The sequence below is a fragment of the Dyella koreensis genome (assembly GCF_044904565.1).
Classification (GTDB): domain Bacteria; phylum Pseudomonadota; class Gammaproteobacteria; order Xanthomonadales; family Rhodanobacteraceae; genus Dyella_D; species Dyella_D koreensis.
Map to the genome: position 1 here is coordinate 343,139 of NZ_JADIKD010000008.1, position 15,044 is coordinate 358,182.

At 65.0% G+C, this 15,044-nt stretch carries 9 protein-coding genes; 6 read left to right on the forward strand and 3 right to left on the reverse strand.

What is annotated here, in order from left to right:
- Nucleotides 1–49: 49 nt before the first annotated feature.
- From ISS97_RS07185 to ISS97_RS07200, 4 genes are all read left to right on the forward strand, one after another.
- Nucleotides 50–2,728 carry a M1 family metallopeptidase gene (locus ISS97_RS07185; protein WP_379986946.1) on the forward strand — a complete coding sequence of 893 codons (2,679 nt, stop codon included), beginning with the start codon at nt 50–52 and terminating at the stop codon, nt 2,726–2,728.
- 574 nt (nt 2,729–3,302) lie between these two features.
- Nucleotides 3,303–7,478 carry a hypothetical protein gene (locus ISS97_RS07190; RefSeq protein ID WP_379986945.1) on the forward strand — a complete coding sequence of 1,392 codons (4,176 nt, stop codon included), beginning with the start codon at nt 3,303–3,305 and terminating at the stop codon, nt 7,476–7,478.
- Nucleotides 7,471–8,298 carry a peptide chain release factor N(5)-glutamine methyltransferase gene (prmC, locus tag ISS97_RS07195; protein ID WP_379986944.1) on the forward strand — a complete coding sequence of 276 codons (828 nt, stop codon included), beginning with the start codon at nt 7,471–7,473 and terminating at the stop codon, nt 8,296–8,298. The genes ISS97_RS07190 and prmC overlap by 8 nt, the downstream gene beginning before the upstream one ends.
- Before the next feature lie 355 nt (nt 8,299–8,653).
- On the forward strand, nt 8,654–10,714 hold the full coding sequence (locus ISS97_RS07200; RefSeq protein WP_379987211.1) for a glycosyl hydrolase family 18 protein: 2,061 nt from the start codon (nt 8,654–8,656) through the stop codon (nt 10,712–10,714).
- Between the two features lie 64 nt (nt 10,715–10,778).
- Here ISS97_RS07200 and dxs read toward each other — a convergent pair whose 3' ends face one another.
- On the reverse strand, nt 10,779–12,671 hold the full coding sequence (dxs, locus tag ISS97_RS07205) for a 1-deoxy-D-xylulose-5-phosphate synthase (protein WP_379986943.1): 1,893 nt from the start codon (nt 12,669–12,671) through the stop codon (nt 10,779–10,781).
- Between the two features lie 160 nt (nt 12,672–12,831).
- Between dxs and ISS97_RS07210 the strand changes: the two genes are divergently transcribed.
- Nucleotides 12,832–13,251, forward strand: a complete 420-nt coding sequence (locus ISS97_RS07210; RefSeq protein ID WP_379986942.1) for a low affinity iron permease family protein — start codon at nt 12,832–12,834, stop codon at nt 13,249–13,251.
- A gap of 15 nt (nt 13,252–13,266) precedes the next feature.
- Here ISS97_RS07210 and ISS97_RS07215 read toward each other — a convergent pair whose 3' ends face one another.
- Nucleotides 13,267–13,890, reverse strand: coding sequence for an HNH endonuclease (locus tag ISS97_RS07215; RefSeq protein ID WP_379986941.1), 624 nt, complete (start codon nt 13,888–13,890; stop codon nt 13,267–13,269).
- 11 nt (nt 13,891–13,901) lie between these two features.
- Nucleotides 13,902–14,069 carry a hypothetical protein gene (locus ISS97_RS07220; protein ID WP_379986940.1) on the reverse strand — a complete coding sequence of 56 codons (168 nt, stop codon included), beginning with the start codon at nt 14,067–14,069 and terminating at the stop codon, nt 13,902–13,904.
- Between the two features lie 75 nt (nt 14,070–14,144).
- Here ISS97_RS07220 and ISS97_RS07225 point away from each other — a divergent pair, with 75 nt between their 5' ends.
- Nucleotides 14,145–14,897, forward strand: coding sequence for a SapC family protein (locus tag ISS97_RS07225; protein ID WP_379986939.1), 753 nt, complete (start codon nt 14,145–14,147; stop codon nt 14,895–14,897).
- Nucleotides 14,898–15,044: the final 147 nt, after the last annotated feature.

Below are 15,044 nucleotides of genomic sequence, written 5' to 3' on the forward strand. Positions count from 1 at the left end.
GCTCCTAGTTTGGCGGCTCTTTTTGCATTTCCCTGGGGAGTTTCAACCTATGCGCCGTGCCGTCCGCCCACTCGTCCTTACCGCCCTCGCCATGTGCTGTGGCGCGACCTTCGCCGCCACCGCCGCGGACCAGCCCCAGGGCAAGCTGCCGCGCTGGGCGATGCCGGAGTCCTACCAGCTGGCCTTCAAGGTCGACCCCAAGCAGCAGGATTTTTCGGGCACCACCACCATCAAGCTCAAGCTGACCCAGGCGTCCGATCACATCTGGCTGCACGGTCGCGAGCTGAAGGTGTCGAAGGTGACCGTCACCGACGCCAAGGGCAAGAAGCACGTCGGCAAGTACGAAGACGTGGCGCCGAAGGAAGGCGTGGTGCGCATCGACCTCGGCGGCACTCTGCAGCCGCAGGAGCTGAGCGTGGCGATCGAGTACACCGCGCCGCTCAACCAGCAGCTGCAGGGCCTGTACAAGGTGAGTCACGAAGGCCAGCCGTATGCGATGACGCAGATGGAGCCGATCAGCGCGCGCTTCGCTTTCCCGGGTTTCGATGAGCCGTCGTTCAAGACGCCGTTCGATCTCACGCTGACCATCCCCAACGATGAAGTCGGCATTGCCAACACCAAGCAGGTGAAGGAAGCGAAGGCCGGCGACGGCTGGAAGACGCTGACCTTCGCCACCACGCAGCCGCTGCCGACCTATCTGGTCGCGTTCGGCGTGGGTCCGTGGGATGTGGTGAACGGTCCGACCATTCCCGCGTCGGAGTACCGCAAGCAGGCCACCGATCTGCGCGGCATCGCCGCGAAGGGCGAAGGCCATCGCATGCAGCATGTGCTGAGCGAAACGCCGAGCATCATCAAGGCGCTCGAGGATTACTACGGCTTCGGCTATCCATTCGACAAGCTCGACCTGCTCGCCGCGCCGGACTTCTCCGCGGGCGCGATGGAGAACCCGGGCCTGGTCACTTTCCGCGACTGGCTGTTGCTGCTCGACAAGGATTCCGCTGCGCAATACGTGCGCGGTTCGTTCAACGTCACTGCGCATGAGCTGGCCCACCAGTGGACCGGCGACACCGTGACCATGGGCTGGTGGGACGACCTGTGGCTCAACGAAGCCTTCGCCACCTGGATGCAGCAGAAGGTGACGCAGAAGGTGCATCCGGAATATCGCGCCGACCTCGACCGCGTGCGCGGTGCGCAGGGCGCGATGAACGGCGACAGCCTGGTCACCACGCGCAAGATCCGCCAGCCGATCACCGGCAACGGCGACATCGAGACCGCGTTCGACGGCATCACCTATCAGAAGGGTGCGGCCGTGCTCGGCATGTTCGAGGGCTACGTGACCGAGCCGGTGTTCCAGAAGGGCATGCGCGCGTACATCCAGGATCACAAGTTCAGCAACGCGACGGCTGACGATCTGGTCGACTCCATCGCCAAGGCCGCCGACAAGGGCAATGACTTCAAGGAAGCCTTCAAGAGCTTCCTCAACCAGCCGGGCGTGCCATATGTGCAGACCAAGCTGGCGCAGGAAGGCGGCAAGACGGTGCTGCATCTGAGCCAGAGCCGCTACCTGCCGCTGGGCAGCACCGGCGATGCGAACCATCTGTGGGGCGTGCCGGTGTGCGTGCGCTACGGCACCGCCGACGGCAGCAAGGTCAGCTGCGAGCTGTTGAACAAGGCGCAGGGCACCATGGCGCTGCCGGGCGCCACCGCGCAGAGCTGGGTGATGCCGAATGCCAACGGCAGCGGCTACTACCGCTTCAGCATGGACAAGGCCGACCTCGGCACCCTCGGCAAGCAGATCGGCAAGCTCGACGATGCCGAGCAGCTGGCTTATGCCGATGCGATCAATGCGTCGTTCAAGCGTGGCGACATCGACGCCGGCACCGCGCTGGCCGCGCTGAAGCCGCTCACCGGTTCCAAGGTGCGCGAGGTTGCCACCGCGCCGATCGGCACCTTCAACTGGATCTTCAACCAGCTCGCCACCACCGATGCGCAGCGCGCCAAGCTGGTGGCATGGGCCAAGTCGTCGTACCTGCCGAGCCTGCAGCAGCTGGGCTATCACCGTAAGGACGGTGAGCCCGATGGCGATTCCCTGCAGCGCGCCACGCTGGCCAACTTCCTTGGCCTGGACGTGAAGTTGCCGGAAGTTCGCGCCGAACTGCTCAAGCAGGGCGACGCGGTACTGAAGGCAAAGGACGGCCGTCTCGACTTCGCCGCCGCCGACTCCAACCTGCTCGGTGCCGCGCTGGGCGTGGCGGCGCAGGAGCATGGCAAGCCGGTGGTTGACGCGCTGACCGCCGAACTGCCCAAGACCAGCGATCCCGCGCAGCGCAACGCCATCCTCAGTGGCCTGGCTCAGGTCGAAGACCCGGCGCTGGCCGAGCAGGTGCGCAACCTCTCGCTGGACAAGCAGGTGAAGGTGGGCGAGATGGCTGCGCTGCTGATGGGCAACCGCGATACCCAGGCCGGCCGCGACGCCATGTGGAAGTGGTCGGTGGCGAACTACGACAAGATCGTGGCCCGCACCGGCAGCTTCGCCGGCGGCCGTCTGCCGGGCCTGATGGGCGGCGGCGGCTGCTCCAAGGCCGAGGCTGATCGTCTGCAGGAGTTCTTCAAGACGCGCGCCAAGGAAGTGACCGGTGCCGAGCGTGGTCTGGCGCAGAACACCGAGGGAACCCTGCTGTGTTCAGCGTTGAAGGCCAAGCAGGATCCGGCAGCGATCCTGCGCTAATCGCTTTTGGGGAATGAGAATGGCCGGGCGGTGAAAACCGCCCGGCCATTCTTTTTGCCACATCTGGTAGGAGCGCACCCTGTGCGCGAAAGCCCTGCGAAGCAAGGCTGCTTTCCTTTCCCGTCTGGCAAAAATGGCCCTGCTTCGCAGGGCTTTCGCGCACAGGGTGCGCTCCTACAGGGGGGGGCGGGTGCTTCAACCCCGTTTTTGATCATGCTCCGTTGCATCCCTTAGCAGTGCTTTTCATCACGCCGCCGAATCCACCTACACTGCACGGCGGCCACTGACGGCTGAGAGCCTGTTCCATATCTTTGCGTGGCCCGCGCCGGAATCTGTTTGCGCGCAGGCCAAGGAAGAACGAGGGCGTGTACGTCCGTACACAACCGAGTGATGACGCAGGCATGTGGGCAAACAGATCCGGCCCGGAGGGTTGCTTGTATGTGGGGACCATGCGGCGGCGCGCGGCTTGACCTGGCAATAAGCCAGGTGCTGCGCCACGCTCCACCACCTGATCCCCACATACAAGCAACGCGGGCTACGCAAAGATATGGAACAGGCTCTAAAGGAGACCGGCATGCGTCGATGGGGATGGTTGTTCGGAGGGCTGGCGATAGCCGTCTCGGCATTCGCGCAGGATGTGCCGCCACCGTTGCGCGACTGGAAGGACTGGGCGCTGCACGACGTGCCGCAACATGCCTGTCCGTTCCTGGCCAGCCAGGCGCCCAATGCCGGCAGCTATCAGTGCGCATGGCCCGGCCGCCTGGCACTGGATGCCGGCAAAGATGGCGGGCGCTTCAGTCTTGATGTGCATGTCGATGCGCCCGGCTGGGTCAGCCTGCCAGGCGACGAGCGCAACTGGCCGCAGCAAGTCACCGCCGGCGGTAAGCCGCTCACGGTGCTTCATCGCAACGGCCAGCCGATGCTGTGGCTGGAACCTGGCGATTACGCGCTGCACGGTGTACTGCCCTGGGATACGCGACCGGCGCGATTGCGTGTGCCGAATGCGATCGGCCTCGTTGCGCTGAATCTGGATGGGCATGCGGTGAGTCGCGTGGAGCGCAACGGCGAGCAGCTCACCCTGGGCGAAGCGGCCGAAGCGCAGCGCGCGGCCGATGCGCTGTCGCTGCGCGTCTATCGCCGCCTTGAGGACGGTTTGCCGGCGACGCTGGAAACGCAGCTGCAGTTGAACGTCACCGGCAGTGCGCGCGAGCAGTTGCTGGGGCCGGCATTGCCGAAGGGCTTCGTAGCGACTTCATTGAGCGGCGATCTGCCGGCGCGGCTGGAGAACGATGGGCAATTGCGCATCCAGTTGCGTCCTGGCCAATGGACCTTGCATCTGGATGCGCGCAGTACCGACACCTTGCAGCAGGTGGCGCTGAAGCTGCCGGCGCAGCCGTGGCCGCGCCAGGAAATCTGGAGCTATGCCGACGATCCCGGGCTGCGTAGCACGCGCGTACAAGGGCAGGCGACCGACGCCTCGCAGGCTGGTGTGCCGGGCGACTGGCAAGAGTTGCCGGCCTTCGCGCTGGACGATGACAGCGGCCTCACTGTCGAGCAGGGCACGCGCGGCGGCGAAGGCGGGCAGGGCGATCAGATCCAGGTGCAACGGCAGATGTGGCTGGACTTCGACGGCCGTGGACTCAACGTCAGCGACCAGCTCCATGGCACCTTGCGGCAGCGGCAGCGCCTGGATGTGGCCGCGCCGTGGCAACTGCAGCGCGCGACGCAGGGCGATACGCCGTTGCTGATTACCGCGGCGGGCGATGGCCGCAGCGGTGTGGAGCTACGCGAGTCGGAACTGAATCTGCAGGCCGGCATGCGCCTTCCGTCGCACAGTGGCGCACTTCCCAGCGGTGGCTGGCAGCTGCCGCTGGAAGGCATCGACGGCACGCTGCATCTTCCCTACGGTTTCCGTCTGATCGGTGCGAGTGGTGCGGATCGTTCGCCGGATTCGTGGATCGCGCAGTGGAGCCTGCTCGATCTTTTCATCGTGGCCTTGATCGCCTTGCTCGCGGGCCGCCTGCTCGGCTGGCCTTGGGCCTTGCTGGCGATAGGGTTCCTTGCGCTGTCACAGCATGAATCAGGTGCGCCGCGCTGGACGTTGGGTGTGGCGCTGGCGCTAGGCCTGCTCGCGCGTGCATTGCCGGAAGGGCGGTTGCGCCTTGGTACACGCATCGGCGCAGGTGCCACTCTTGCGCTCGCCGCGCTGTGGTCGCTGCCATTTGCCGCTACGCAAATGGATTACGCCTTGCATCCGCAATTGGAAGGGCAGGGCATCAACATTGGCAATGAATCTTTGGCGCAGGGATATGCGCAGGATCGTCGTGCCTCCAAGGCCAAGGCGGAAGTAGCGCCGGCTATCGAGGAAGCGGCGACCAATCCGATCCCTGCACCAAATCAACCACCACCCAAGATCGTCGCTATGAGGGCGCCACCGCCTGCACCGCCGGCTCCTCCCGCTGATATGGATAGCGTGGCCGAAGCTGATGCGAATGCCCCGGCTTCATTGCAAAGTGTCATGGTCACCGGCTCGGCGATTTCGCCGGGCAACCGCTTCGCGCATGCCGCCGACAACCACAGTGTGATCCAGGCTGGCCGTGGCGAACCGTCGTGGAATGTCGGCAACAACTATCGCCTCGGCTGGTCCGGCCCGATTACCGCGGAACAGACCACGCGCCTGGTCATCGCACCGGCATGGCTGGTGCGTCTGCTGCGCGTGCTGATGCTCGGCCTGCTGGTGGCCTTGCTGGGCAGGATCGTGCTGCGGTTGTTTGCATCATCGGGCGGTGCCTGGCGTGCATGGCCGTTCGCGCGTACTGGCGTGGCATTGCTGTTGCTCGCCCCGCTTCTGTTGGCGGTGCCGACGCATGTGCAGGCGCAATCGCTGCCCAGCGATGAACTGCTGCGTCAGCTGCAGGGCCGTCTTACGGAAGCGCCGAAATGTGTGCCGGATTGCGCGGTCATCGCGTCGGCTGCGTTGCAAGCGAATGGTGAGCAGATCCAGCTCGATATGGAAGTCCACGCCGGCGCGCCGGTGGCGGTGCCGTTGCCGCGTCCCGATGCGGCCTTGCAGCTGCTGGATGTGAGCGTTGATGGACATGCGGATGCGCCGCTGGCGCAGCGCGGCGAACAGACCCTGGTGCGACTGGAGCGCGGCGTGCATCGCATCGCCTTGCGCTACCGTGTGGACAACACCGATACGGCCAGCCTGCGTTTCGCACTGCGCCCGCAGCATGTGACTTTCAGTGCCCAGGGCTGGGCGCTCGATGGCGTGGATGCAGGGCGCGCGCTGGGCGACAGCCTCGCATTACATCGCGTCCGCGCCGGTGCCGATGGCAAGGAAGTGGCTTCGGCAGCGCAGACGTTCCCGCCGTATGTGCGTGTTACCCGCACGCTGGTGCTTGGTGTGGACTGGACGGTGGAGAACACCGTCGAGCGCATCGCGCCGCGCGATGGCGGCTTCAGTCTCGAACTTCCGCTGCTGTCCGGCGAGCATCCGCTGGGCGACGATGCCCGTGTGCATGACGGCCGCATCGGTGTGACCTTCAACGCGGGCCAGCAGGAAGTGAGCTGGACCAGCCGGCTGGATCACACGGACAAGCTCGAACTGAAAGCGCCGGCACTCGGCGAACGCGCTGAGCAGTGGCAGCTACAGGCCGCGCCGATCTGGCATGTGGACAGCAGTGGCGTGCCGATGACGCAGAACGATGGTGGCCTGGTATTCCAGCCGCTGCCCGGTGAAACCCTGCAGCTTGCGTTGACCCAGCCGAAGGCGACGGCCGGCGACAGCCTGGCCTTCGACAGTGTGCAGGTCAGTCATGCGGTGGGCGATCGCGCCACCGAAACGACGCTGAGTCTGCTCGCGCGCAGTACGCGTGGCGGCGAACATGCCATCCAGTTGCCGCCGGGTGTCGAATTGCTGGAAGCATCGCGCGATGGCGACGCCATCAGCCTCGCTATCCGCGACAACAAGCTTGGCCTGCCGATGCTGCCAGGCCAGCATCGTTTTGAACTGCGCCTGCGCGAGCCACATGGCGTGTCTTTGATCACGCGCACGTCGGTGCTGGCGCTGCAGGCGCCGGCCGCGAACATCTCGCTCGATCAGAACCTGCCAGAAGATCGCTGGGTGCTATGGACGTGGGGGCCGACCGCCGGTCCCGCCGTGCTGTATTGGTCGCAGCTGGTCGTGCTGCTGTTCGCGGCATGGCTGCTCGCGCGTTTCGCGCCGACGCCGCTGCGCTTCCATCACTGGCTGCTGCTGGGGCTGGGCTTCTCCGCGTTCGCGTGGAGTGCGTATGCGCTGGTGGTGGTGTGGCTGATCCTGCTGGGGCTGCGTCTGCGCCTGCCGACTGAGCGGCTTGGCCGGGCCGGCTTCAACCTGACGCAGGCAAGTCTCGCGGGACTCACCTTGATTGCACTGGCGGTGTTGATCTCGGCAGTGCCCAAGGGGCTGCTGGGGTTGCCGGACATGCATGTCGCTGGCAATGACTCCACTGCGTGGCAGTTGCGCTGGTTCGCCGATCAGGCGCTGGATGTGCTGCCGCGCGCCGGCGTGTTCAGCGTGTCGCTGTGGGTCTACAAGATCGCCATGCTGGCGTGGGCGCTGTGGTTGGCGAATGCGTTGATCGGCTGGTTGCGCTGGGGCTTCGAGGCGTGGACGAAAGACGGCTACTGGCGCAAGCGCGCGCCGAAGTCGGATGCGCCGCCGGAGTTGCCGACGCCGCCGGAGGAGCCCGCCCGCGATGTCTGATGTCCGTGGCGTATTGGCCGCTGCAACGCAGCGCCTCGGTGAACGCGTCGATGCCGAGGCGCTATTGCTGCATGTGCTGCAGAAGCCGCGCAGCTGGCTGATCGCGCACGACACCGATGTACTCGATGCGGATGTGATCGCGACCTATGAAGCGCTGATCGCGCGCCGCGCTGCCGGCGAACCCGTGGCATACATCACCGGCCATCGCGGCTTCTGGTCGCTGGAGCTAGAAGTGACACCGGCAACGCTGATTCCACGCCCGGAAACCGAATTGCTAGTGGAGCTTGCGCTGCGACACCTGCCCGCAGGCCAAACGCTGCGCGTCGCCGACCTCGGCACCGGCAGCGGCGCCATCGCGCTCGCCATTGCGCACGAGCGGCCGCAGGCGCAGGTAAGCGCCGTGGACGTCAGCGCCGAGGCTCTGGCCGTGGCACGCCGCAACGCGCAGCGGCTCGGCATCGGCAACGTCCGGTTCCTACAGGGCAGCTGGATGACACCGTTGTCTGGCGAGTCCTTCGCGGTGATCGTTTCCAACCCGCCCTATATCGAAGCGGACGACCCGCACCTCGAACAGGGTGACCTGCGTTTCGAGCCTGCGGGCGCCCTGGCATCGGGTACGGATGGCCTGGATGCCATCCGCCACATCGTAACGGAGGCACCGGCCCGCCTGCAGCCGGGTGGCTGGCTGCTGATGGAGCACGGTTGGGACCAGGGCCCGCCGGTACGGGCTTTGCTGACAGCGGCGGGCTATGTCGAGGTCGAAACCGTCCCGGATCTGGAAGGCCGCGACCGCGTCAGTGGCGGTCGTTTTCCCGGCTGAGCCAGGCCTTTCTCGATCTAATCGATGCACCCGTCGATGGCCTGGCGGGGCGGAGTGTGTCCGGGTGCCCAGCCTTCAAAATGTCTGATTGACAACGTTGTCAACTGAGAGTCAAGTGGCGCGGCTGGCGCCTGGGGTGCCGGCACTGGCGGGGGCTGGGGAGGGGCGTCATACACCGTTGGGGAGGCCTGGCAGGCAGTACCGGTGGGGACCGGAGCCGGGTGGCATAGCGGGCACTGACAGGGATGTTTGAACCATGTCATCCAGAACCTGGCTGCATGGTGCGCGCGTATCCAGCGAACTGTGTCGCGTCGTCCAGCTGTTCGAACTCTCATTCGATCACTGGAGTCATGTCATGCGCATCCTGTTGAGACTATTTCTGCTGCTGGCGATCGTGCCGGCGGCCTTGTGGAGCGGAGCGGCCCAGGCGCAGAGCGCGACCTGTGCCGGCGTGGCGGCGTGGAACGCCACCACGATCTACAACGCGGGCGACAAGATGGTTTACAACAACCATCTGTATCAGGCGCTCACGCAGATCTGGAACACGCCGCCTGATTACTGTCCGAGCTGCGGCTGGTACCAGGATATTGGGCAATGCGGCGCCACCACCAACCAGCCGCCGACCGCCGCGCTCACTGCGCCGGCCAATGGCGCCACGTTCACCGCTGGCGCGAACATCACGCTGACGGCAACGGCTGCCGATAGCGACGGCACGGTCAGCAAGGTGGAGTTCTTCAATGGCTCGACTTCGCTCGGTGTGGATACCTCGTCGCCTTACTCCATCACCTGGAGCAACGTGCCGGCCGGCAGTTACACGCTGAAAGCGGTGGCGACCGACAACGGTGGCCTCACCGGCACCTCGGCCACGGTCAGCATCACGGTGAACCCGGCCAGCGGCGGTGACACCACGCCGCCGAGCATACCCGCGGGTCTCGCTTCCACTTCGCAGACCTCCAGCACCATCTCGCTGTCGTGGACGGCCTCAACCGACAATACCGGCGGCAGTGGCGTGGCAGGTTATGACGTGTATCGCGGCGGCACCTTGGTCGGTTCGACCAGCGCCACCAGCTACACCGACACCGGCCTCGCCGCGAACACCAGCTACAGCTACACCGTGCGTGCGCGCGACAACGCAGGCAACGCTTCGGCGCTGAGTTCGGCGATCAGTGCGAAGACGGCGACCAGTGGCGGCGGTGGCGGTGGCAAGCGCGTGCTCGGCTACTTCACGCAGTGGGGTATCTACGGCCGCAACTATCAGGTGAAGAACATCGACACCAGCGGTTCCGCCGCGGTACTCACCCACATCAACTACGCGTTCGGCAACGTGCGCAACAACATCTGCGAAGTGGGCGTGACGCAGGCATCCGACCCAAACACTGGCGTGGGTGGCGATGCGTATGCCGACTACACCAAGTCGTATGACGCCTCCAGCAGCGTGAGTGGCGTGGCCGATACCTGGAACCAGCCGCTGCGCGGCAACTGGAACCAGCTCAAGGAACTGAAGGCCAAGTATCCCGGCGTGAAGGTGCTGATCTCCCTCGGCGGCTGGACCTGGTCGCGCGGCTTCGCCAGCGCGGCAACGGCGGCCAACCGCCAGTCGTTCGTGGCTTCCTGTATCGATGCGTATATCAAGGGCAATCTGCCGGTGACCGACAGTGCCGGTGGCGCTGGCGCGGCGGCGGGCGTGTTCGACGGTATCGACATCGATTGGGAGTATCCGGCGGCATGCGGACTCAGCTGCGGCACCAGTGCCGACACGGCGAACTTCACCGCGTTGCTGGCCGAATTCCGCCGTCAGCTGGATGCGGTGCGTCCGGGTCTGCTGCTGACCATCGCGGGCGGCGCCGGCGTCGACAAGGTCCGGGTCACGCAGCCGAGTCAGTACGCGCAATACATCGACTTCGTGAACCTGATGACCTACGACTTCCACGGCCCGTGGGAGAGCCCGACCAACTTCCACTCCGCGCTGTATGCACCGCTCGGCGATCCCTCGACCGGCGATGCGGCGAAGTACAACACCAACGATGCGATCCAGGCTTTGATCGCGGCCGGCATGCCTGCCGCCAAGATCAACCTCGGCATCGGCTTCTACGGCCGCGGCTGGACCAATGTGCCTAACGCCAACAACGGTCTGTTCCAGGCCAGCACCACCGCGGCGCCGGGTACGTATGAAGCCGGCATCGAGGACTACAAGGTACTGAAGAACCTGGGCTACCCCGCGTTCGACAATACCAGCGCCGGCGCGCACTGGATCTTCAACGGCACCACGTTCTGGAGCTTCGACGATCCGGCCAACATCCAGCGCAAGATGAACTATGTGAAGTCGCAGTCGCTGGGCGGCGCCTTCTCGTGGGAGTTCAGTGGCGATGACTCCACGGGTACCTTGATCAAGGCGATGTCGAATGGCTTGAAGTAAGCGCCATCCGAGCAACAAAAAAGCCGGCCTTCGGGCCGGCTTTTCTTTGCGTACGATGCGTCGCTCAACTGACGCTGGTCACCGCCGTCGAAGTCAGCGCCGGGAACCGCGCGCGGATCGCGTTGCGGATGCCGGGCAGATCGAGCCCCGCCATGGTCAGCACTTCCTCGCGGCTGCCGTGTTCCAGATAGACGTCCGGAAGGCCGAGATGCAGGATCGGCAGTGTCACGCCGTGCGCGGCCAGGCATTCGGCGACGCCGGAGCCGGCGCCGCCAGCAACAGCGTTGTCTTCCAGCGTGACGAAGGCTTCGTGCGTCTTCGCCAGTTCAAGAATCATCGCTTCATCCAGCGGCTTCACGAAGCGCATGTTGACCAGCGTCGCGTCCATCTCGGCGGCGATTTCGGCGGCGGGTGCAAGCATCGCGCCGAAGCTCAGCAGCGCAAGACGACGGCCGCGACGACGCAGTTCGGCCTTGCCGATCGGCAGGGTTTCCAGCTCCTTGCGCAGCGGCACGCCGGGACCGGTGCCGCGCGGATAGCGCACGGCGGCGGGGCCGTTATAAGCGAAGCCGGTGCTGAGCATCATGCGGCATTCGTTTTCGTCTGCCGGCGCCATGATCATCATGTTCGGCAGGCAGCGCAGGAAGCTCAGATCGAAGCTGCCCGAGTGCGTCGCACCGTCCGGGCCGACCACGCCGGCGCGGTCGATGGCGAAGGTGACGTCCAGGTTCTGGATCGCCACATCGTGGATGGCCTGGTCGTAGGCGCGCTGCAGGAAAGTGGAATAGATCGCCACCACTGGCTTGGCGCCTTCGCAGGCCATGCCTGCCGCAAGCGTCACCGCATGCTGCTCGGCGATGGCTACGTCGAAATAGCGCTGCGGGTATTCCTTGGAGAAGCGCACCAGACCCGAGCCCTCGCGCATCGCCGGTGTGATGCCGAGCAAGCGCTCGTCGGCCGCGGCCTGATCGCACAGCCAGTCGCTGAAGATGTCGGTATAGGTCGGTTTGGCCGGGCCGGCTTTCTTCACCAGGCCTGCTTGGGGGTCGAACGGGCCGACCGCGTGATATTCGATCTGCGCCTGCTCGGCGGGCGCGTAGCCCTTGCCCTTGGTGGTGATCACGTGCAGCAGCTGCGGGCCGGGCAGCTCTTTCACCGTGCGCAGCGCGTGCAGCAGCTGCGGGATGTTGTGGCCGTCGATCGGGCCGGTGTAATGGAAGCCCAGTTCCTCGAACAGCGTGCTCGGCACGAACATGCCCTTGGCGTGTTCTTCCCAGCGCTTGAAGAAGCGGCCGAAGAACGACTGCTTCGGGATCGCGCGCTTGGCCCGCTCACGCCACACATTGAGCGTGTGGCTGGCCATGGCGCGCGCCATCATCTTGGTCAGCGCGCCGACGTTCTCGCTGATCGACATGCCGTTGTCGTTGAACACCACCAGCATGTTCGGCTCAACGTCGCCGCCGTGGTTCAGTGCTTCGAAGGCCATGCCGGCGGTCATCGCGCCGTCGCCGATCACCGCCACGAACTTGCGCGGGTCGCCCTTGCGCTGCGCGGCGATCGCCATGCCCAGCGCAGCCGAGATCGAGGTGGAGGAGTGGCCGACGCCGAAGGTGTCGTACTCGCTTTCCTCACGGCGCGGGAACGGCGCCAGGCCATCCTTCTTCTTGATGCTGGTGATGCGGTCGCGGCGGCCGGTGAGGATCTTGTGCGGATAGCACTGGTGGCCGACGTCCCAGACCAGGCGGTCGTTGGGCGTGTCGAACACGTGGTGCAGCGCCACGGTGAGTTCCACCACGCCCAGGCCCGCGCCGAAGTGGCCGCCCGAGCTGGCGACGGCTTCGATCAGGTACCGGCGCAATTCGTCCGCGACGGCGGGAAGCTCCTCATCGGGGACGCGGCGCAGGTCGGCCGGCGTGTCGATGGTCGCCAGATGGGGGTAATGGGACAAATCGTTCATCCGCGTATTGTTGAACCAGCGGCAGGGCGGAGCAAGGGCGGAATCCTGAAAGCGCGGTGTCATGCGCTTCGTTCAGCCAAAACAAAAGCTTGTGTCACATCGTACTTACGCGCTGGTAGCCAGTGTTTGGGCCATCCGCACCCCCCCCGAGGAGCGTGTCATGACCCCGCAGACCGCCTTTCGCCGCTTTTCCGATGCCACCGCCCGCCATGCCGGCCGACCCGCCGCTTTTCTGCTGGCCGTGCTGGTGGTTGTGGTCTGGGCCCTGACCGGGCCGTTGTTCCACTTCGGCGATACCTGGCAATTGGTGATCAACACCGGCACCACCATCATCACTTTCCTGATGGTGTTCCTGATCCAGAGCACGCAGAACCGCGACAGCGCCGCTTTGCAGATCAAGCTGGACGAGCTGATCTGCAGCAGCCGCGCGCACAACGCGCTGTTGGCTCTGGAGGAGCTGGACGAACGGGAGTTGGAACTGATCCGCAATCATTACGCACGGCTGGCGGAAGCCGCGCGTAGTGATCTGGCGAAGTTCGAGGAAGCGATCGAGGACGTGCGACAGGCGGGCAGGCGCTGAGCCTGCCTCAAGCCGTCAGGCCATCATCGGCCGGCGATCGCGCGGCAGGTGATTGACCAGGAATTCCATCTGGTCGGCCAGGATATTGCGGTTGGACAGGATCAGGTGCTCCACCCAGCTCGGCCGGTAGGGCACGGCCAGCAAGGGCATGTTGGCCTGCTGCGGCGTGCGGTTGCTCTTCTTCAGGTTGCAGGCGAGGCAGGCACTGACCACGTTCTCCCACTCGTCCTTGCCGCGCTTGGAGATCGGCAGCACATGATCGCGGGTCAGCTCACCGCGGCTGAAGCGCTCGCCGCAGTACAGGCAGATATAGCGGTCGCGCGCGAACAGCGCGGTATTGGTCAGGGCCGGCGCCGGGTCGATGGCGTGGTCGTGGCAATGGCCGGTGCTGGCGACAATCGGGTGCAGATGCAGCCGGCTCTGTTCGCCTAGCTCGCGGTTGTGCCCGCCATGCACGGTCAGGCAAGGGTCGCCGAGGGTCCAGGCCACGGCCTCGCGGACGTAAAGGCAAACGGCTTCCTGCCAGCTGATCCAGTCAAGAATGCGGCCGCCGGCGTCCAGCGACAGCACTCGGGTCGAGTGCAGATCGGCGACGCGGTTCGGCATTTCGATCAGCCGCATTGGGGCTTCCATCGGCATGTAGTCGTCCTTCAGGCAAAAGCGAAAGAGCGTTCAAACAATGCAACGGTGCTCGGGTTTTCCGCAGCATAGACCAACTTCGTTGCAAAACGCATGCAAATGCTTGTCAGGATTGAAAGATAGGTCCCGCTACGGGTGGTTTCCGGGATCGCCCACGCGCTGATATAGTGCTTGTTCATCTGTAGACCCGACGCCGGGTTTGGGAGGGGAAGCCTGGGTGGCGACCCCGGCACGGCGGGGCAGAGGTAAGTGACGTGGCTGAAGTTCTTTTCTACGAGCGCCCTGTGCCGCTCAACCGTACCCAACACAAGGATCTGCGCCTCAAGGGCATTCCTAGCCTGAAGTTCGCCGCTGGCGTGCATTCGGTGCCGCTCACCGGCGTGGAATTCCCGGCCGCCGCGCGCGACCTGCCGATCCTGTTCGCCGGCCAGACCATGGAAGAAGCAGGCCCGATGGCTCTGCTCGGCCTGCGTCAGAACGAGAACCTGTTCGTCGACGCCGACGGCCAGTGGGCCGCCAACACCTACGTGCCGGCCTTCGTGCGCCGCTATCCGTTCGTGCTGGCCGAAAAGCCCGCCGACCAGGAAGGTGACGACTTCACTGTGTTCCTCGACGAGGCCTACGAAGGCTTCGGCGACAAGGAAGGCGAGCGCCTGTTCAAGGAAGACGGCACGGACAGCGAAATGCTTTCCAACGCCGTGAACTTCCTCGGCGAGTTCCAGCAGCACGTGAGCCGCACGCAGTGGTTCATGCAGCAGCTGCGCAAGCATGACCTGCTCGAGCCGCGCAACATCCGCCTCGAGAAGGACGGCAAGTCGATCAACCTCAATGGCCTTTACGTGGTCAGCGAGGAGAAGCTGCGTAACCTCGACGAGAAGACCGCGCACGAGTTCCTGAAGGAAGGCGTGTTCGGCTGGATCTACGCGCACCTGCTGTCGTTGGCCAACATCGACCGCGTCGCGCAGCGCCTGGACCTGATCGAACAGGCTGAAGTCACCAAGAACTGACCGCGTTTCATTGCGAAAAAACGGCATCCGGAAGGGTGCCGTTTTTTTTTGGCGTTGGATTGTGGGGAACGGGGAACGGGGAACGGGGAATAAGAGCGCCAGGCTGGAAGCGCGCGAGGCTCTTGCCGTTCCCCGTTCCCCGTTCCC